The 19,073-nt window shown below is 60.9% G+C and carries 15 protein-coding genes, 1 tRNA gene and 1 rRNA gene; 13 read left to right on the top strand and 4 right to left on the bottom strand.

Annotation, left to right across the window (positions count from 1 at the left end; genetic code table 11):
- The first annotated feature begins 33 nt into the window (after nt 1-33).
- From ACB035_RS19655 to ACB035_RS19695, 9 genes are all read left to right on the top strand, one after another.
- Nucleotides 34-109 (top strand) — tRNA-Thr (locus ACB035_RS19655).
- 27 nt (nt 110-136) lie between these two features.
- A 5S ribosomal RNA gene (rrf, locus tag ACB035_RS19660) occupies nt 137-251 on the top strand.
- 164 nt (nt 252-415) lie between these two features.
- Entirely contained in the window at nt 416-1,381 is a 966-nt protein-coding gene (ebgR, locus tag ACB035_RS19665; RefSeq protein WP_101530359.1) for a transcriptional regulator EbgR, read from the top strand.
- Nucleotides 1,382-1,703: 322 nt separating this feature from the next.
- The gene (gene ebgA, locus ACB035_RS19670) at nt 1,704-4,778 is read left to right on the top strand and encodes a beta-galactosidase subunit alpha (protein WP_371167964.1); all 3,075 of its coding nucleotides are present in this window, start codon (nt 1,704-1,706) and stop codon (nt 4,776-4,778) included.
- Nucleotides 4,775-5,230, top strand: a complete 456-nt coding sequence (locus ACB035_RS19675) for a beta-galactosidase subunit beta (protein WP_371167965.1) — start codon at nt 4,775-4,777, stop codon at nt 5,228-5,230. Before ebgA ends, ACB035_RS19675 begins: the two co-directional genes overlap by 4 nt.
- A gap of 103 nt (nt 5,231-5,333) precedes the next feature.
- A complete protein-coding gene (locus ACB035_RS19680; RefSeq protein WP_102989700.1) occupies nt 5,334-6,779 on the top strand; it encodes an amino acid permease in 1,446 nt (481 codons plus the stop codon).
- Nucleotides 6,780-6,855: 76 nt separating this feature from the next.
- On the top strand, nt 6,856-7,194 hold the full coding sequence (locus ACB035_RS19685; protein WP_005357433.1) for a tRNA-binding protein: 339 nt from the start codon (nt 6,856-6,858) through the stop codon (nt 7,192-7,194).
- Between the two features lie 166 nt (nt 7,195-7,360).
- Nucleotides 7,361-8,806, top strand: coding sequence for an amino acid permease (locus ACB035_RS19690; protein WP_144715771.1), 1,446 nt, complete (start codon nt 7,361-7,363; stop codon nt 8,804-8,806).
- 292 nt (nt 8,807-9,098) lie between these two features.
- A complete protein-coding gene (locus ACB035_RS19695) occupies nt 9,099-10,049 on the top strand; it encodes a bile acid:sodium symporter family protein (RefSeq protein WP_100647114.1) in 951 nt (316 codons plus the stop codon).
- Between the two features lie 79 nt (nt 10,050-10,128).
- Here the strand turns inward: ACB035_RS19695 and ovoA are convergent, their stop codons facing one another.
- A complete protein-coding gene (ovoA, locus tag ACB035_RS19700; RefSeq protein ID WP_371167966.1) occupies nt 10,129-12,279 on the bottom strand; it encodes a 5-histidylcysteine sulfoxide synthase in 2,151 nt (716 codons plus the stop codon).
- A gap of 363 nt (nt 12,280-12,642) precedes the next feature.
- On the opposite strand from ovoA, the gene ACB035_RS19705 reads away from it, so the two are divergent.
- Nucleotides 12,643-13,365: a head GIN domain-containing protein gene (locus ACB035_RS19705; RefSeq protein ID WP_371167967.1), complete on the top strand. Its 723-nt coding sequence runs from the start codon at nt 12,643-12,645 to the stop codon at nt 13,363-13,365.
- A 50-nt stretch (nt 13,366-13,415) separates the two neighbouring features.
- On the opposite strand, the gene fghA is transcribed toward ACB035_RS19705, so the two are convergent.
- Nucleotides 13,416-14,252: an S-formylglutathione hydrolase gene (gene fghA, locus ACB035_RS19710; RefSeq protein WP_371167968.1), complete on the bottom strand. Its 837-nt coding sequence runs from the start codon at nt 14,250-14,252 to the stop codon at nt 13,416-13,418.
- 48 nt (nt 14,253-14,300) lie between these two features.
- On the bottom strand, nt 14,301-15,428 hold the full coding sequence (locus ACB035_RS19715; RefSeq protein WP_227341742.1) for an S-(hydroxymethyl)glutathione dehydrogenase/class III alcohol dehydrogenase: 1,128 nt from the start codon (nt 15,426-15,428) through the stop codon (nt 14,301-14,303).
- Between the two features lie 120 nt (nt 15,429-15,548).
- On the opposite strand from ACB035_RS19715, the gene ACB035_RS19720 reads away from it, so the two are divergent.
- Nucleotides 15,549-16,454, top strand: a complete 906-nt coding sequence (locus tag ACB035_RS19720; RefSeq protein WP_110304601.1) for a LysR substrate-binding domain-containing protein — start codon at nt 15,549-15,551, stop codon at nt 16,452-16,454.
- 119 nt (nt 16,455-16,573) lie between these two features.
- Here ACB035_RS19720 and ACB035_RS19725 read toward each other — a convergent pair whose 3' ends face one another.
- Entirely contained in the window at nt 16,574-17,437 is an 864-nt protein-coding gene (locus ACB035_RS19725) for a YicC/YloC family endoribonuclease (protein ID WP_371167969.1), read from the bottom strand.
- A 147-nt stretch (nt 17,438-17,584) separates the two neighbouring features.
- On the opposite strand from ACB035_RS19725, the gene rph reads away from it, so the two are divergent.
- Nucleotides 17,585-18,301, top strand: coding sequence for a ribonuclease PH (gene rph / locus ACB035_RS19730; protein WP_005339589.1), 717 nt, complete (start codon nt 17,585-17,587; stop codon nt 18,299-18,301).
- A gap of 75 nt (nt 18,302-18,376) precedes the next feature.
- Nucleotides 18,377-19,030, top strand: a complete 654-nt coding sequence (pyrE, locus tag ACB035_RS19735) for an orotate phosphoribosyltransferase (RefSeq protein WP_139460235.1) — start codon at nt 18,377-18,379, stop codon at nt 19,028-19,030.
- Nucleotides 19,031-19,073 lie beyond the last annotated feature (43 nt).

Genomic DNA, 19,073 nt, shown 5'->3' on the forward strand with positions numbered 1-19,073 from the left:
ATTACGCCCAGCGTGGTCTTTACCGGTTAGTGTGCTGATATGGCTCAGTCGGTAGAGCGCATCCTTGGTAAGGATGAGGTCCCCAGTTCGATTCTGGGTATCAGCACCATTTTCAAGTTAGTTTTAAAAGCTTTTGCCTGACGGCAATAGCGCCGTGGAACCACCTGATCCCATGCCGAACTCAGAAGTGAAACGCGGTAGCGCCGATGGTAGTGTGGCATTCGCCATGCGAGAGTAGGACACTGTCAGGCACCTATTTAGAAGAGGCCTCCCATTCGGGAGGCCTTTTTGCATTTCTGCAATTCAAAAACTGCCCTGCCGCCGGCATTTTAGTAAAAGTGCTGGGCTATCAAAGGATTGCCCGTTACTCTTTAGCCGTTGCTGATTAACACGTGATGCTGCCAGCGAGGTATTGATGGCTACGTTGAAGGAAATTGCACAGGAAGCGGGGGTTTCTCTCGCCACGGTATCCCGGGTACTGAACGAGGATCCCAGCCTGAGCGTCAAGGAAGAGACCAAGCAGCGGATCTTCGAGATTGCCGAACGGCTGGAGTACAAGACCAGCAGCGCCCGCAAGGGGGTACACAAGAGCAAGCTGCACTTTCTGGTGGTCTATGCCTATCCCCAGAGTACCGAGGTCAACGACCCTTACTATCTCGCCATCCGTTATGGCATAGAGACCCAGAGTGCCCGCCTCAATATCGAGCTGACTCATCTCTACAACTGTGGTGAAGGGCGCGAGCTGAGCGCCGTGGATGGCATTCTGGTGGTCGGCACACTCACAGCCGAACGTCTCGTCCAGCTGAGGGCTTGTTCCAGCCAGCTGGTGTTTGTCGACTGCCGTTCACAGGGAGAGTTCGACTCGGTCGATGTGGATCTCGCCCTGATCAGCCAGCAAGTGGTTGATTACTTTATCGCGCAGGGGCATCAGCGCATCGGTTATATCGGTGGCCAGGATGAGAATCCGGATCTGCGTGAATTGGCCTTCTGGGATTATGGTCAGCGGCTGGGGGTGGTGCAGGAGAGCGATCTCTATCGTGGGGACTTCTCCAGCGCCTCCGGCTACCAGTTGGCGAAGGAGATGCTGGCAGGGGATTGGCCCAAGGCGCTGTTTGTCGCCTCCGACTCCATCGCCATCGGTGTGCTGCGTGCCATTCATGAGAAGGGACTGGCGATTCCCCAGCAGATCGAGCTTATCAGCGTCAACGATATTCCGACCGCCAAGTTCACCTTCCCGCCGCTCTCCACGGTGCGGATCCACTCCGAGTTGATGGGCTCCCAGGGGGTCAATTTGCTGGTTGAGCGGCTGCGAGACGAGCGTGATATTCCACTCCGAGTGTTGGTACCGAGCAAGTTGACCCTGCGCGGCACTACACGCTGATTTTAGTAAAATACTCTGCTTTTTTGTCGCACCATCTTGCGGTGGTGCGACTCCTCTCCCAAGTAAACCTCTTTCCCATATCATCCAACAACTTCATATCATATTGTTTTTATAGTTGATTTTATTGTAGCTCAGCCAGCTACTATCAACATCCATGCCACTCATCCATATCTTGCCCTCCTTTATCTCCCGCTTCTGATCTCGCTCACAAAACCATCTGTTCATTGTGATCAGGTTAAAACTTTACCAATCCAAAGCTGATATTTAGTAAATGTTTATCTAAAGTTTACCCAGTTAACGTTGCCTTGTTCCGGGAGGACATGTGAATAACTGGGAAAACGTCCAATTCGTTGGTGAAAACAGGCTGGCTCCGCGTGCCTACTTCTTCTCTTATGCCGACCACGCGCTGGCGGCCACCATGCAGCGCGAGCTGAGCCGCCGTTTTCTGGGCCTTAGCGGTCAGTGGCAGTTCCACTACTTCGACCACCCCCTGCAGGTGCCGGAAGCCTTCTATCACAGCCCCATGAGCGAGTGGGGCCAGATCACTGTGCCCAACATGTGGCAGATGGAAGGACATGGTCAGCTGCAGTACACCGACGAGGGTTTTCCCTTCCCCATCGACGTGCCCTTTGTGCCGACCAACAACCCCACCGGCGCCTATCAGCGCAGCTTCACGCTGAGCCCGGCCTGGGACGGCGAGCAGGTAATCATCAAGTTTGACGGGGTGGAGACCTACTTCGAGGTCTATGTGAACGGCCACTACGTCGGTTTCAGCAAGGGGAGCCGTCTCACCGCCGAGTTCGATATCAGTGCCTACGCCAACATTGGCGAGAACCTGCTGTCAGTGCGGGTGATGCAGTGGGCTGACTCCACCTATATCGAAGATCAGGACATGTGGTGGATGGCGGGGATCTTCCGCGACGTCTACCTGGTGGGCAAACCGGCCGCCCATGTGCAGGACTTCTTCATCCGCACCGCGCTGGCTGATGATAACCAGAGCGCTACCCTGAGCTGCGATATCCAGCTGGAAAATCTGGGGTCGGCTGCCCGAGATCACCGTCTGGTCTGGTCGCTGCTGGATCAGGGTAGCGAGATCGCCAGCGGCTCGCTCGACCATCTCGCCATCGACGGCAAGTGTGACTGCCGCTTCACGCTGGATCTGGCCAACCCCCATCTGTGGAGCGCCGAAGATCCTTACCTCTATCAGCTGCAACTCTCCCTCTACAACGGTCAGGGCGAGCTGCTGGAAGTGATCCCGCAGCGGGTCGGGGTGCGTGAAATCAAGGTCAAAGATGGGCTCTTCTACGTCAACGGCCACTACCTCAAGCTGCACGGGGTGAACCGCCACGACAACGACCACCTCAAGAGCCGTGCGGTCGGCATGGACCGTGTTGAACGCGATATCGTGCTGATGAAGCAGCACAACCTCAACTCGGTACGCACCGCCCACTACCCGAACGACCCGCGCTTCTACGAGCTGTGTGACCAGTACGGCCTGTTCGTGATGGCGGAGACCGACGTGGAGACCCACGGCTTTGCCAACGTCGGCGATCTCAGCCGCATCACCGACGACCCCTTCTGGGAGCCGGTGTTCGTGGATCGCATCGAGCGCCACGTGCACGCCCAGAAGAACCACCCCTCCATCATCATCTGGTCGCTCGGCAACGAATCCGGCTACGGCTGCAACATCAGAGCCATGTACCAGCGCTGCAAGGCGATCGACCCGACCCGGCTGGTGCATTACGAAGAGGATCGCGATGCCGAGGTGGTGGATGTGGTGAGTACCATGTACTCCCGCGTCTCCCAGATGAACTGCTTCGGCGAGTTCCCGATGGCGAAGCCGCGCATTATCTGCGAATACGCCCACGCCATGGGCAACGGCCCGGGTGGCCTGAGTGAATACCAGCAGGTGTTCGATCGTCACCCCCACATTCAGGGTCACTACATCTGGGAGTGGTGCGATCACGGCATTCTGGAGCAGGACGAGCAGGGGCGCCCGGTCTACAAGTACGGCGGCGACTACGGCGACTACCCCAACAACTACAACTTCTGCATGGATGGCCTCATCTATCCGGATCAGACCCCAGGGCCGGGCCTGCGCGAATACAAGCAGGTGATCTGCCCGGTCAAGGTGCGGGCGCTGGATCTGGCGAGAGGCAAGCTGGCGGTGGAAAACCGCTACTGGTTCTCCACTCTCGACGACATCCGCCTGCTGGTCGAAGTGAAGGCAGAGGGCGAGCTGCTGGCCAGCCAGCAAATCCGGCTGGAAGGGGTTGCCCCCGGAGCCACCACAGAGCTGCAACTCGAACTGCCATCCCTCGATGGGCGGGAAACCTTCGTCCAGCTGCGGGTCATCAAGGCCACCGCCACCCGCTATAGCACCGCGGAGCACCAGCTGGGCCAGTACCAGTTCCAACTGAAGGCATCGACTCGCCAACTGCGACCCTTTGCCAACCCTAACGCGACCCCGTTGCAGATTGCCGATGAGCGCCTTGACCTGACCTTGAGTGGCAGCGGCTTTGCCCTGCGTTTCTCACGCCTCGATGGCAAGCTGGTGAGCTGGCAGCAGGATGGCAATGAGCTTATCGAACGGGCGCCGCGTCTCACCTTCTTCAAGCCGATGATCGACAACCACAAGCAGGAGTACGAGAGCCTGTGGTACCCGAACCACCTGCAGATCATGCAGGAGCACTTCCGCACTCTGAGCTGGCGTCAGCTGGGCGAGGCGGTCGAGGTAACGGTCGAGAGTCTGATTGCGCCGCCGGTGTTCGACTTTGGCATGCGCTGCCGCTACGTCTACACCCTGAGCCCGAATGGCCAGCTGCACGTGGCGCTGTCCGGTCAGCCCTACGGCGGTTATGACGACATCATCCCCAAGATCGGCTTCGAGCTGGGCATTCGTCAGGATCTCGACCGGGTGCACTACTACGGCATGGGGCCGGGCGAAAACTATCAGGACAGCCGCCAGAGCAACTGGATCGACAGCTTCCAGAGCACAGTCAGCGAGATGTGGGAGCACTACCCCTTCCCGCAGGATAACGGCAACCGCCAGCAGGTGCGCTGGGCGACCCTGACCAACCGCCACGGCGCCGGTCTCTACGTGCGACCCGATGCCCCCATCAACCTGAGCGTCTGGCCCTACAGCTGGGAACATATCCACGCGGCGCAGCACATCAACGAGCTGGAACCGAGCGGTTATCTCACCCTCAATCTGGATCACAAGGTACTGGGGCTCGGCTCCAACTCCTGGGGCTCCGAGGTGCTGGACTCCTGGCGGGTGCGCTTCGAGCCGTTCAGCTTCGGTTTGACCCTGCTGCCCATCGCCCTCGGCAACCTCAATCCGGCTGCGCTGGCCGGGCTCGATCTCACCATCAACGGCGGGAGGAACCTCGCATGATCACCCTGGACAACCTGACCCTGTTCAAAAACATCTACCGGGAGGGCAAGAAGTGGGGCCGCTGCGTGGAGGCCATCGACAACCTGCCGAACCTCAAGCCCGGCATCTGCCACTCCATCGGTGACTCCCTCACCTACCGCTTGCAGGAGGGGGCCAGCCCCGCCACCTCACTGTTCGAGGGGCAGCGCCGCTACTTCGACGTTCACTACTACCTGGAAGGGGAAGAGACGGTGGAGTGGGCAGCCAAGAGTGAGCTGGCGGTCGAGCAGGCCTATGACGACACCACCGACCGCGAGTGGTTGGCCGGCGAGGTGCGTGAGCGCCAGAAAGTCGGCAACGGTCAGGTGGTGATCTTCGAGAACGACGAGGCTTACCGGTTCGCAGGCGACAGCCCGGTGCGCAAGGTGATCATCAAGGTCACCGTTGAAGGCGGCTACTTCAAAAACAAATAACAAGCCGCCGGTTCTGCACTGACAAACGCCGGAAGGGCGGGGCTCACCCTACAAATCATGCCCCGCTCTTTCGCGGCAATAACTACAGGTCTGGAGATGCACCATGTCTGATTCCAAACGCAATACGATAGGCAAGTTTGGTCTGCTGTCGCTCACCTTCGCGGCGGTATTCAGCTTCAACAACGTCATCAATAACAATATCGAAATCGGTCTGGCTTCGGCCCCGATGTTCTTTCTGGCCACCATTTTTTACTTCATTCCGTTCTGCCTGATCATTGCGGAATTTGTGTCACTGAACAAAAACTCCGAAGCGGGGGTGTATGCCTGGGTGAAGAGTTCCCTCGGCGGTCGCTGGGCCTTTATCTCCGCCTACACCTACTGGTTCGTGAACCTCTTCTTCTTCACCTCGCTGCTGCCGCGGGTTATCGCCTACGCCTCCTATGCCTTCCTCGGCTACGAGTACATTCTCACCCCGGTGGCGACCACGGCCTTGAGCATGGTGCTGTTCGCCTTTGCCACCTACGTCTCCACCAACGGCGCCAAGATGCTCGGCCCCATCACCTCGGTGACCTCGTCCCTGATGCTGCTGCTGACCCTCTCCTACATCCTGCTGGCAGGTGCGGCACTGGTGGGCGGCGTGCAGCCGGCTGATCCCATCACGGTAGAGGCCATGGTCCCCGATTTCAGCTGGGCCTTCCTCGGCATCACCACCTGGATCTTTATGGCAGCCGGTGGCGCCGAGTCGGTGGCGGTCTACGTCAATGACGTGAAGGGGGGCTCCAAGTCATTCGTGAAGGTGATCATCATCGCCGGGATCTTTATCGGCGTGCTTTACTCCATCGCCTCGCTGTTGATCAACGTGTTCGTGCCGAGCGGTACCCTGAAATATACCGGCGGCTCGGTGCAGGTGTTTGAAGGGCTGGCAGCCTACTTCGGCTTGCCGGAGATCCTGATGAACCGCTTCGTCGGGCTGGTCTCCTTCACCGCCATGTTCGGCTCCCTGCTGATGTGGACGGCGACCCCGGTGAAGATCTTCTTCTCCGAAATCCCGGCCGGCATCTTCGGCAAGAAGACGGTCGAGCTCAACGAGAACGGCGTGCCCGCCCGCGCAGCCTGGATCCAGTACCTCATCGTGCTGCCGCTGATGGTGATCCCGACCCTGGGCTCCAACACAGCGCAGGATCTGATGAACACCGTCATCAACATGACCGCTGCCGCCTCCATGTTGCCGCCGCTGTTCATCATGCTGGCCTACCTCAATCTGCGCCTGAAGCTCGACCACCTGCCGCGGGAGTTCAAGATGGGTTCGCGCACTACCGGCATCGCCGTGGTCTCGGTGCTGATCGCCATCTTCTCGGTGGGCTTCCTCGCCTCCACCTTCCCGACCGGCGCCGACATCATGACCATCATCTTCTACAACGTCGGCGGGATTGTGATTTTCCTCGGCTTCGCCTGGTGGAAATACAACAGATACGAGGCCTCCCTCAGCGCCGAAGCGCGTGCCAAAGAGGCCCAGCCGGCAGCGCAGGTTGCCATGCAGACGCCATAGGCACGGCATTGAATACCAATCAAACCGGGTGGCCGTTGGCCACCCGCAAACCGTTGAACCAGAAAAGGAAAAGAGCATGAGCGAGACGATCGAGTTTGCCGAATTCAAACGGGTCGAGATGAAGGTGGGCAAGGTGCTGGAGGTGGTGCGTCACCCCGGGGCCGACAAACTCTACATCGTCCAGATCGATGTGGGTGGCGAGCGGCCGCTGCAGACTGTCACCAGTCTGGTGCCTTACTACAGCGAAGATGAGCTGATGGGCAGCGAGGTGGTGGTGCTGACCAACCTCAAGCCCACCAGGATGCGCGGCGAGCGCTCCGAGTGCATGTTGCTCTGCGCCGAGACCCCGGACGAGAGCCAGAGTGTACTGTTGCAACCGCGGGTGCCGATGGCGCCGGGCACCCCGATCGTCTGACTGGTATTGCGAGCCGGTGCGGGAGACGGCACCGGTTCACCAACGAGGCCGTCCACGCGGCCCGATCATAACAAGAGAGTAAAGCGCGGGGCCGACAGACCCTTGCCGAACACATCACAGAGTCACAGCGTTACCCGCAGGGAACGCGAGTCCACTGGAGGACACCATGTCTGAATCCGTACGCGGCACCATAGGCAAGTTTGCCCTGTTGTCGATGACCTTTGCCGCCGTGTTCAACGTGCGCAACATCGTCAACAACAACATCGAGCTGGGGCTCAGCTCCGCCCCCATCTTCCTGCTGGCGACCATCGTCTACTTCATCCCGTTCGTCTTCATCATTGCCGAGTTCGTCTCGGCCAACAAAAACTCCGAGTCGGGGATGTACGACTGGCTGAAAAAACCGCTCGGCACCCGGATGGCCTATCTGGGCTCGTTTCTCTACTGGTTCGTGAACCTTTTCTGGTTCGTCTCCCTGCTGCCCAACGTCATTGCCTACGCCTCCTACGCCATGCTGGGCTATGAGTACAGCTTCTCGCCCATGGTCACCTCGATCATCTCCATCGTGCTGTTTGCGGCTGCGACCCACATCTCCACCAAGGGGGCGAGCTGGCTCGGCAAAATTGCCGAGATCGTGGCCTATGGGGTGTTTGCCCTGTTCGCCATCTATGTGCTGGGCGCCCTGATGGCTTTGAGTGGCGATCATGTGCCGGCACAGCCCATTACCCTGGAGGCGATGACTCCCACCGTCAACTGGGCGACGCTCGGCATCATGTGCTGGATCTTCCAGGCAGCGGGCGGTGCCGAGACGGCGGCGGCCTACCTCAATGACGTGAAGGGGGGCCAGAAGTCCTTCATCAAGGTGATCATCAGCGCAGGTATCGTCATCGGCGCCATGTATGCGGTCGGTTCCCTGCTGGTGAACGTGTTCGTGCCGCGCGAGAGCCTCACCTATGCCGGCGGCATGGTGGAGATCTTCACCGGCATGGCCCAGTACTTCGGGCTTTCCGAGGCGCTGGTGGGCCGTTTCGTCGGCGTGGTGCTGTTTATCGCCATGTTTGGTTCCATGATGATGTGGACCTCGGCGCCGGTGAAGATCCACTTCTCCGAGATCCCGCAGGGGGTTTACGGCGAGAAGACCACCCAGCTCAACAAGCACGGCGTGCCGGTGCGCGCCGCCTGGTGGCAGTTTGTCTTCGTGTTCGCGATGCTGGTGGTCAACGGCTTCGGCTCCGAGTCGGTACAGCAGATGATGAACACCGCCATCAACCTCACCGCTGGCACCGCCATGCTGCCGCCGATCTTCATCATGGTGGCCTACTTCGTGTTTCGCTGGAAACATGACGACACCCCCCGTGACTTCCGCATGGGGTCGCGCAAGTTCGGGATGGGCGTGGTGTCGGTGCTGATCGCCATCTTCGTGGTGAGCATGAGCGCCTCCGCATTCCCGGCCGGGGTGGATCTGGTGCGCGCCTTCTTTATCAACGTCTTTATGACCGCGGTCTTCTCGGCGTTGGCCTACTGGTGGATCTCCCGCTTCGAGAAGCGGCAGGCTCGCAAGCTCGCCGGCAATGAGAAGAAAACCGGCAACGGCAAGCTGGCCAGCCAGCGCTGATCGGCTGGGTGAAAAAGCGGAACGGGCGGCTTGGGTCGCCCGTTTTTTATCCATTTCGCGCCGGTTTGGCGCTATCTGGCCGCGGGTCAGCAACTTCCGCTATTCAACAAAGCAAAGGCGTTAAGCATTGATGAACAATTAACCGCTGCACAACGTTGCGCCTCTCCGTTATCGGGGTAAGCTGGAGGTTCGTTTTAGCGGGAGGTGCCAGACATCTCCCGCTCTGTTTCTTGTCCTCCCCAATCCTGACTGCCGTCACGGCAGCAGGATGCCCTTCTGATGGAGACCTTTCGTGCGTCTGGATCCCTTTACTGTTGTGCTGATTGCGGTGGTCACCCTGGCCTCCCTCTTTCCCTGCGAGGGGCTGGTGGCCGTCTGGTTCGGTCTGCTGACCAAGCTGGCGGTGGCGCTCCTGTTCTTCATGCATGGCGCCAAGTTGTCGCGCCAGAACCTGCTGGCGGGCCTCGGTCACTGGCGGCTTCATCTGGTGGTGATGCTCAGCACTTTCGTGCTGTTTCCGCTGCTCGGGCTGCTGCTCACCCCGCTGGTACCGGGCTGGCTGAGCCCGGCCATCTACCTCGGCTTCCTCTATCTCTGCGCCCTGCCTGCCACCGTGCAGTCGGCCATCGCCTTTACCTCGATGGCGGGGGGCAATGTGTCGGCGGCGGTGTGCAGCGCCTCCGCCTCCAGCATCCTCGGTATCTTTCTCTCGCCGGTGCTGGTGGGGATGATGATCCACGTACAGGGGGAGGGGATCGACACCTGGCACTCCATCCAGTCCATCATGATGCAGCTGATGCTGCCGTTCGTGGTGGGCCACCTGTCGCGCCCGCTCATTGGCCGCTGGGTCGACAGCCATCGGCCGCTCATCGGCAAGCTGGATCAGAGCTCCATCCTGCTGGTGGTCTACGTCGCCTTCAGCGAGGCGGTGGTGCAGGGGATTTGGCGTCAAGTAAGTTGGTACGATCTGGCCAGTATCGTGCTGCTGAGCTGCGTCTTGCTGGCGCTGGTGCTCTGCTGGAACGTCTGGATCAGCCGTCGTCTCGGTTTCGACAAGGCGGACGAGATCACCATCGTCTTCTGCGGCTCCAAGAAGAGCCTCGCCAACGGGGTGCCGATGGCCAACGTCATGTTCCCGGCCGCCAGCGTCGGTGTCATGGTGTTGCCGCTGATGATCTTCCACCAGATCCAGCTGATGGTCTGCGCCGTGCTGGCCCGCCGCTATCATGAGCAGGGGCATTGATACTCGCGCCATTTTGACTGCCATGAAAAGAGGGAGGCCCGTTGGCCTCCCTCTTTTCATCTGCATGTCGACCGGCGTGCTAGCGTTTGCGCCAGACGGTCAGCTGCGCCACCGTGTGCTGGTATTTGCGGGCGGTCTCGCGGATGACGAAAGGCACATCCCGCGGCGGGCAGTGCTCCTCGAACTCCGCCGCCAGCAGCCGTTGCAGCGCCTGATAGGTGGTGAGCGCCTCGCCGTTTTCACGAATGCCGCCGAGCCAGTTGGCGGGCGGAGTATATTCCGCCAGCCAGGTATAGGGGCTGGTGAGCACCAGCAGGCCACCGCTGCGCAGCCGGGGAGCGATATCCCGCAGGAAGCGGGCGGGCTCCCGCAGCCGGTCGATCAGGTTGGAGGCGAGCACCAGATCGTAGTGGTCATATTTGGGCTTGAGGTTGCAGGCATCCCCCTGACTGAAGTGGATGCGCTCAGCCTGACTCGCCCCCAGCCCGTGGCTCGACAGGCGTGCCTCGCAATACTCCACCAGTTCACCCTCCAGCGGAATGGCGTAGCGGAAGCTGTCCTGGCTGGCGAGGGCCAGCGCCACATCGATGAAGCGGGCCGAGTAGTCGACCCCGTCCACATGCTGGAAGTGGCGAGCCAGTTCGAAGCTGGCGCGGCCGGTGGCACAGCCGATATCCAGTGCCCGCTGGTGGTTGCTGCAGAGCTCGCCAGCAAGATCAGCAAGCGTCTTGGCGTAGTTGGCTACCCCGAAGTGGCTCGGGCCGTACTGGAAGTCGAGGTACTGAGCGACCAGCGTGTCGGTTTCATAGGGATTCACGATAACGGGTTCCTGATAACGGGAGACCAGATAGCGGAAACCCGCATGCTGGAAGAAGTGACGCCGAAAGGCGTAACGGGATGATTTGAGCGCTTCGTTGCCCGTGCTGATCCAGCTGCCCCCCTTGATCAGGGTGTGCTTGCCATCAAAGGTCGGGGTGGAGAAGTCGTCGTAGAGCGGGTGGATTTTAAAGCCGTCGAAGCCATCGATGGCGGTGCTGGTCCACTGCCAGACATTGCCCACCAGATCGAAGAACTCCCCTTGCGGGCAGGCGTCCACCGGGCAGGAGGAGGCAAAACGGGCCAGATTGATATTGCCGGGTGCCTGTGTCCAGTCCGGCTGATCGCCGGGAACTTGCTCGCGCAGCAACTGCCACTCTGCCTCGCTCGGCAGCTGGATGGGGAGCCCGGTCCGGGCCGCCTTCCAGCGACAGAAGGCAGCCGCCTCCAGCTGGTTGACCTCGACTGGCCAGTCCCAGGGCATGGCGACCTGCTCGGTCATCAGCCGCAGCTGCAGTTGTTCGGGCTTGGTGGAATCACCCACCCAGAAGGTGGGCATCTGCGCCTTGGCGTACTGGCACCAGCCCCATCCCTCCTCATCCCACCACTGTTGCTGGCCGTAGCCGCCCGCCTGGACGAAGGCGAGGTACTCGGCATTGCTCACCAGCATGCGGCTGGCCTGAAACGGGGCCAGCTCGATATGGCGTTCGCCATATTCGTTGTCCCAGCCGTAGGTGGCGTCCCGTTTGCCCAGTCGCACTTTGCCGCCGGCCACCGGCAGCAGGCTGTTGGCGGGCACCTGATCAATGTGGCGGCGTGCTTCGGCGCAGGCGGGCCAATAAGGCTGCGGCCGCACCCAGGCGAGCGGCAATTGGCGGATCAGCACGCTGGAGGTCTCGAGGTGGATGCGCTCGTGCTCTATCCCCATCAGGATCACCCAGGCCGGGCTCTGCCAGTCGATGGGCAGGGTGAGCGGCATCTGCCGGATGAAGTCGCACACCAGTGTACGGACTCTGGCTCGATAGCTGCGCAGCTCGGTAACCTTGGGCCAGTCGTAGTGGGTCTCGTCCAGATCGTCCCAGCTCATCTCGTCCACCCCGATGGCGACCATGGCCTCGATGCGGGCATCCAGCCGCTGGTTGATCAGGCGCGCCGCCAGCAGCTTGTTGATGAAGAAGGCGGCGGTGTGGCCGTAGTAGAAGATGAGTGGGTGGCGCAGCGGGATCGCCTTGTTGAACCAGGCCCGCTCATCGGCCAGACAGTCAAACAGCGAGTCGTAGAGATCGAAGGTCTGGCAGAAGTAGGCGAGCAGCTCGCGCCGTTTCTGCTCGGGATCGCTGCCGGTCAGCAACGGGGTGCGAGTCGGCTCCGGCAGACCGGTGGTAGTGGAATAGAGAGGGCTTGCTTGGGTCACGCTCTGACTCCTTGTTGGCAGTGAAGACTGACAAGACAGTGGTAATGACATTACCGCAATGGAGAGCTTGGTACGCACGAAGTACCACTATTGGCTCAACAGACCGGCAGGGCAATCAAAAACTTCCACGGGCTGTCAGCATAGTGACCGGCAGGGTGACCCGCCAATCAGCCACAATCATATCCGTTCGAGAATGGTTATTTTCACCAAAATATGGTCTAAATGGCTCTCTGAATTCTTCGGTTTGTTCTGGGTTTAATGGTTATTTCCTTTTGAATCATTAAGTTAATTTTTGGCTCACGCTTTGCAAAGCATGAAAACCAATTGGCCCTGGATGGCTAACACATAAGGAGGAGAGTAGCGATGAAATGGATGATGGTTGTCATGTTGATGGCGGGGCTCAGTGGGTGTCACTGGCTGGATCTGACCAGAGTGACCGGAACGGGGGCTGTGGTCGAGCGCCAGCAGGCGCTTGGTGACAGGGTGACCCGGGTGCTGGCGGGGGTGCCTGCCACCCTCCATCTGGTCGCGGGGGAGCCGCGCGGCATCCTGATCAAGGGGCAGGAGAACCTGCTGCCCTATCTGGAGCTGACCGAGAGCGGCGACAAGCTGGAGATCGAGGTGAAGGAGAGTTACCGGCTCGATCCTACCGAGCCGCTGGAGCTGACCATCACCTTACCGGTGCTGAACGAACTGGCATTGGCCGGGACCGGCAACGGCGATCTGAGCGGCTTCAAGGGGGATGAGCTGGTGCTGTCAGTGGCCGGTACCGGTGACATCGTTGCCAGTCAGCTGGAGCTGAAACGGTTGGAAGGCAATATCGCTGGCACCGGCAGTCTGGAGCTGGGCAGCGGTTCGGCACAGGCCATCGAGCTGAACATTGCCGGATCTGGTGATGTGCTCGGGAGCGAGATGCGCGGCAAGGAGGTAGAGGTCAATATCGCCGGCAGCGGTGATGTGGCGGTACGGGCGCAGGAGACGCTGAAAGTCGGCATCGCTGGCTCAGGCAACATCGCCTACTGGGGTGATCCCAAGGTGGAGCAGCAGATCGCAGGCTCCGGCGGCGTGACCCGAGCGGGCAGTTGATATCAACCGATCACCACAACTGAAACAGGCCCGCAACGGGCCTGTTTTGATCAGAGGTGGCAGGCGTGAAAGCGCAGGTGCGCCTCGATAAAGCTCGCCACGAAGTAGTAGCTGTGGTCATAGCCCTCGTGGCGGTTGAGCTCCAGCGGCCATCCCTTGCTGGCTGCCACCTCGGCCAGCGCATCGATATGCAACTGCTCGGCGAGGAAGGGATCATCCAGCCCCACATCCACCAGGGTGGGCAGCGGCGTGACTGGCTGGTGGCGCAGCAGCTGGCAGGCATCCCACTCCTGCCACAGCAAGGGATTGCTGCCGAGGTAGGCGCCGAGCGCCTTCTGGCCCCAGGGGCAGCGGCTCGGGTGGCAGATCGGACTGAACGCCGACACCGAGCGATAGCGGCCCGGCTCCCGCAACGCGGCGATCAGCGCCCCGTGACCCCCCATGGAGTGGCCGCTGATGGCGCGCCGGGTCGAGACCGGGAAGTGGGTCTCTATCAAGTCTGGCAGCTCGCGGGTAACGTAGTCATACATCTGGTAGTGTGCCTGCCAGGGGCTCTGGCTGGCGTTGACGTAAAAGCCTGCCCCCATGCCGAGGTCATAACCGGGGTCGTCCGCTACGCCGTCGCCGCGGGGGCTGGTGTCCGGCGCCACCAGGGCGATGCCGAGCTCGGCGGCGATGCGCTGGGCACCCGCCTTCTGCATGAAGTTCTCATCGGTGCAGGTGAGGCCGCTGAGCCAGTAGAGTACGGGCACCTTCTGGCCGGTGAGGGCCTGAGGCGGCAGATAGATGGCAAAATTCATCTCGCAGCCGAGCACGCTGGCGTGGTGGCGATAGCGCTTGTGCCAGCCGCCGAAGCTCTTGTTGCTGCTGATAATCTCCAGATTCATCGAAGGACTCCTGCACCCCGCCCACGATAGCGGGCGGGGTGATCATGCTCAGTAGTGGATAACGGTGCGGATGCTCTTGCCTTGGTGCATCAGAGCGAACGCCTCGTTGATCTGCTCAAGCCCCATGGTGTGGGTGATGAAGTCATCGAGGCGGAACTCACCCTGCATGTAGCGCTGCACATAGCTCGGCAATTCGCTGCGACCGCGAACCCCGCCGAAGGCGCTGCCGCGCCAGACCCGACCGGTCACCAGCTGGAACGGACGGGTGCTGATCTCCTGACCCGCTCCGGCGACGCCGATGATGACCGACTCGCCCCAACCCTTGTGGCAGCACTCCAGCGCCGCACGCATCACCTTGACGTTGCCGATGCATTCGAAGGAGAAGTCGACGCCGCCGTCGGTCAGCTCGACGATCACTTCCTGAATCGGTTTGTCGTAATCGTTCGGGTTGATGCAGTCGGTGGCGCCCAGCTTGCGGGCCAGTTCGAACTTACTCTCGTTGATGTCGATGGCGATGATGCGACCGGCCTTGGCCAGACGAGCCCCGATCACCGCCGAGAGGCCGATGCCCCCCAGCCCGAAGATGGCGACGCTCTCACCCTCTTTCACCTTGGCGGTGTTCATCACGGCGCCGATGCCGGTGGTGACGCCACAACCGAGCAGACAGACCTCTTCCAGCGGGGCGGCCGGGTCCACCTTGGCGATGGAGATCTCCGGCAGTACCGTGTATTCGCTGAAGGTGGAGGTGCCCATGTAGTGATAGATGGGCTGGCCATCTTTCGAGAAGCGGGTGGTGCCGTCCGGCATCAGCCCCTTGCCCTGGGTGGCGCGGATCTTCTGGCAGAGATTGGTCTTGCCGGATTTGCAGAACTTGCACTCGCCGCATTCGGGGGTGTAGAGCGGGATCACGTGATCCCCCACCTTGACGCTGGTGACCCCTTCGCCGACCGATTCGACGATGCCGCCTCCCTCGTGGCCGAGAATACAGGGGAAGACCCCTTCCGGATCCTCACCGGAGAGGGTGAAGGCATCGGTGTGGCAGACGCCGGTGGCGACGATGCGCACCCGCACCTCTCCCGCTTGTGGCGGCATGACTTCTACCTCTTCGATGGAGAGGGGCTGACCCGGGCCCCAGGCGATGGCGGCTTTACACTTGATGCTTTGAACCTGTGCCATGAATGACATCCTTCTTGTTGAGCAGGGTGAACAGAGATGAGTTCGGACAGTCAGTGTAGTTTCCCGCCGATTTGGTGATAATGAGGGCAAATCTCAAATCACTTTTACACACAGGTAATAATGTTCGGCTGGGAAGGGATCTGTGAATTTGTCAGCGTGGCAGAGCAGGGGGGCTTTACCCCGGCGGCGCGCAAGCTGGGGGTGTCGGTGGCGCAAGTCAGCCGGCAGGTGGCACAGCTGGAGGATCGGCTGCAGGCCAAGTTGCTGCTGCGCACCACCCGTCAGGTGCGGCTCACCGAGCTTGGCGAGATCTACTATCGCCACTGCCGTCAGCTGCTGGACAACCTCTACGAGGCGGAGTTGGCGGTGGGGCGCCATCAGGCGGTGCCGCAAGGGTCGCTGCGCATTACGGCCCCCGTCTCCTACGGCGAGAGCCGCATCGCCCCGCTGGTGAACGACTTTATGGTGCGCTTCCCCCAGCTGGAGGTGACCCTCAACCTCACCAACCAGCTGCTGGATCTGGTGCACGAAGGCTACGATCTGGCGCTGCGGCTCGGCCATCTCAAGGATTCGACGCTGGTGGCGCGCAAGCTGGCGCAGCGGGTGCCCTATGTCTGCGCCTCACCGGCCTACACCGCTCGCCACGGCATGCCCAACAGCCTCTCCGAGCTGACCCGCCACACCTGTCTGGTGGGCAACAGCGACGAGTGGCACTTTACCTTGGATGGCCGCCCCCACAGCGTGCGGGTGCACGGCCTGTTGCAGTGCAACAGCGGCCACGCCCTGCTGGATGCGGCGCTCAAGGGGATCGGCATCATCCAGTTGCCGGACTACTACGTGAGCGACCATCTGGCCCGAGGCGAGCTGATCGAGTTGCTGCCGGAACTGCGGGCCCCGGCTGAGGGGATCTGGGCCCTCTATCCCCATAACCGCCACCTCTCCCCCAAGGTGCGGCTGCTGGTGGACTATCTGGCCGAACGGCTGAGCGACCCTCACCAACCGGCGCTGGTGATGCCGATAGGCTAGGGGCTCCCCAGCCGTTGACTCACCGGCGGCGGGCGACAGGTGCGATGGCCTGAAAATAAAAGAGCCCTTGAGGAATCAAGGGCTCTTTTGCAGGCAACAACCGGATAGTCAGCGACCCATCATTCGATGTTCTGGATCTGCTCGCGCATCTGCTCGATAAGGACTTTCAGCTCGACGGCGGACTGGGTCACTTCGGCATTGATGGACTTGGAGCCGAGGGTGTTCGACTCGCGGTTGAACTCCTGCATCATAAAGTCGAGACGACGACCGCAGGCGCCACCCTTTTTCATGATCTTGTTGGTCTCGCTGATGTGCATCTCCAGACGATCCAGCTCTTCGGCCACGTCGATCTTCTGGGCCAGCAGCACGATCTCCTGCTCGATGCGGGCCGGATCCAGCTCGACCTTGGCTTCGGCCAGACGGTCGGTGAGCTTCTGGCGCTGCCACTCGATGATCTGCGGCAGGTGGACGCGCACCTTCTTCACTTCCACCTGAATACCGGCCAGACGCTGTTCGATCAGCGCCTTGAGGTTGGCCCCTTCGCTGGCGCGGGAGGCGAGGAAATCTTCCATGGTCTGGTCAAAGCCGCCGAGCAGCTCGGTGGCGACCGCGTCCATGTCCTGCTCGGCGGCAGCCATGACGCCCGGCCAACGCAATACGTCGACCGGATTGAGCCGGCCCTGACCCGCCTCTTTCATTACCCAGCTGGCGCTGTCGATGATCAGTTTGGCCAGCTCTTCATTGATGTGCAGCTGGCTGGCGGCGGCCTGAGCGGCCTCGAAGCGCAGGTTGCACTCCACCTTGCCGCGCTGCAGTTTGGCGCGGAAACGCTCACGCAGAACCGGCTCCAGGCTGCGCAGTTGCTCCGGCAGGCGAATGTAGGTCTCCAGATAGCGCTGGTTGACCGAACGAATTTCCCAAACGGCTGTGCCCCAGTCGCCCTTGAATTCCTTGCGGGCGTAGGCGGTCATGCTGTGAATCATTGATTGTTCCGGGCTTGATGAAGTGTGCGGCCAGTATACTCAGCCCGGCCCTGCTCGTCAGCCGATGCCGTGGTTTTAGCGGCTGATATTTGGGGCGGGATCACTTATAATCCCCCGCCAATTTGAGCCAGCCCAGAGGTCCGTTCCATGTCACGTCCAAGCGATCGCAGTGCCGCGCAACTTCGCCCGGTTACCATTACCCGCAATTTCACCAAACATGCAGAAGGCTCAGTGCTGGTGGAGTTCGGTAACACTCGCGTGCTCTGCACCGCCAGCGTTGACACCAGCGTGCCGCGCTTCCTGAAAGGGAAGAACCAAGGCTGGGTGACCGCCGAGTACGGCATGCTGCCGCGCTCCACCCACTCCCGGATGAACCGCGAAGCGGCCTCCGGCAAGCAGAGTGGCCGTACTCTGGAGATCTCCCGTTTGATCGCCCGCTCCCTGCGCGCGGCGGTAGACCTGACTGCGCTGGGCGAGCACTCCATCACAGTTGACTGTGACGTGCTGCAAGCCGATGGCGGCACCCGCACTGCTTCCATTACCGGTGCCTGCGTGGCGCTGGTGGATGCGCTGAACTGGATGGTCGAGAAGGGCATGATCAAGCAGAGCCCGCTCAAGCAGATGATCGCCGCCGTCTCCGTTGGCATGTATCAGGGCGAAGCCATCTGCGATCTGGAGTACATCGAAGACTCCGCCGCCGAGACCGACATGAACGTGGTGATGACCGAAGATGGTCGCATCATCGAGGTGCAGGGCACCGCGGAGGCCGAGCCCTTCACCCATGAGGAGCTGCTGGAGATGCTGGCGCTCGCCAAGGGCGGCATCGCCGACATCATTGCGCTGCAGAAGCAGTCGCTCTCCTGATTTTAAAAACGCGGCATTGACCGCGTTTTTTTATACCCCTACACAAGACAACGACAAGCCAAGCAAGGAGCCAGAATGAAAGCCTACCAGCGTCAATTTATCGAGTTCGCCCTGGAGAAACAGGTCCTCAAATTCGGTGAATTTACCCTGAAATCCGGTCGTAAAAGCCCCTACTTCTTCAACGCCGGTCTGTTCAACAGCGGCCGCGATCTGGCCCGTCTCGGCCGCTTCTATGCCGCCGCCTTGATGGATGCCGGTATCGAGTTCGACGTGCTGTTTGGCCCGGCCTACAAGGGGATCCCCATCGCCTCCGCCACTGCGGTGCAGCTGGTGGAGCAGCACGATGTGGACGTGCCCTGGTGCTTCAACCGCAAGGAGGCCAAGGATCACGGCGAGGGCGGCAATCTGGTGGGCAGCCCGCTCAAGGGGCGCGTCATGCTGGTGGACGACGTCATCACTGCCGGTACCGCCATCCGCGAATCCATGGATCTGATCCAGGCCAACGGTGCCTCGCTGGCGGGCGTGCTGATCGCGCTGGACCGTCAGGAGAAGGGCAAGGGCGAGCTCTCCGCCATTCAGGAGGTGGAGCGTGACTACGGCGCTCACATCATCGCCATCATCCAGATGAGCGACTTGATCCAGTATCTGGAGGAGAAGCAGGCCGAGCAGCCGGAGCTGGCGGCGCAATTGGCTGCCATGAAGGCTTACCGCGCCCAGTACGGTATCTGAGCTCCGCTCACACCGCGCAATAGCTGAATGCGGCGCCCGTTTG

The organism is Aeromonas sp. S12(2024), from assembly GCF_041402305.1.
Lineage (GTDB): Bacteria > Pseudomonadota > Gammaproteobacteria > Enterobacterales > Aeromonadaceae > Aeromonas > Aeromonas veronii.

Bases quoted from the DNA above. Each gene is read 5' to 3' on its own strand.
- ACB035_RS19690 (WP_144715771.1), top strand. From the start codon at position 7,361: ATGTCTGAATCCGTACGCGGCACCATAGGCAAGTTTGCCCTGTTGTCG.
- ACB035_RS19715 (WP_227341742.1), bottom strand. From the start codon at position 15,428: ATGGCACAGGTTCAAAGCATCAAGTGTAAAGCCGCCATCGCCTGGGGC.
- rph (WP_005339589.1), top strand. From the start codon at position 17,585: ATGTCACGTCCAAGCGATCGCAGTGCCGCGCAACTTCGCCCGGTTACC.
- ACB035_RS19720 (WP_110304601.1), top strand. From the start codon at position 15,549: ATGTTCGGCTGGGAAGGGATCTGTGAATTTGTCAGCGTGGCAGAGCAG.
- fghA (WP_371167968.1), bottom strand. From the start codon at position 14,252: ATGAATCTGGAGATTATCAGCAGCAACAAGAGCTTCGGCGGCTGGCAC.
- ACB035_RS19725 (WP_371167969.1), bottom strand. From the start codon at position 17,437: ATGATTCACAGCATGACCGCCTACGCCCGCAAGGAATTCAAGGGCGAC.
- ebgR (WP_101530359.1), top strand. From the start codon at position 416: ATGGCTACGTTGAAGGAAATTGCACAGGAAGCGGGGGTTTCTCTCGCC.
- ACB035_RS19675 (WP_371167965.1), top strand. From the start codon at position 4,775: ATGATCACCCTGGACAACCTGACCCTGTTCAAAAACATCTACCGGGAG.
- ACB035_RS19680 (WP_102989700.1), top strand. From the start codon at position 5,334: ATGTCTGATTCCAAACGCAATACGATAGGCAAGTTTGGTCTGCTGTCG.
- ACB035_RS19685 (WP_005357433.1), top strand. From the start codon at position 6,856: ATGAGCGAGACGATCGAGTTTGCCGAATTCAAACGGGTCGAGATGAAG.
- ACB035_RS19705 (WP_371167967.1), top strand. From the start codon at position 12,643: ATGAAATGGATGATGGTTGTCATGTTGATGGCGGGGCTCAGTGGGTGT.
- pyrE (WP_139460235.1), top strand. From the start codon at position 18,377: ATGAAAGCCTACCAGCGTCAATTTATCGAGTTCGCCCTGGAGAAACAG.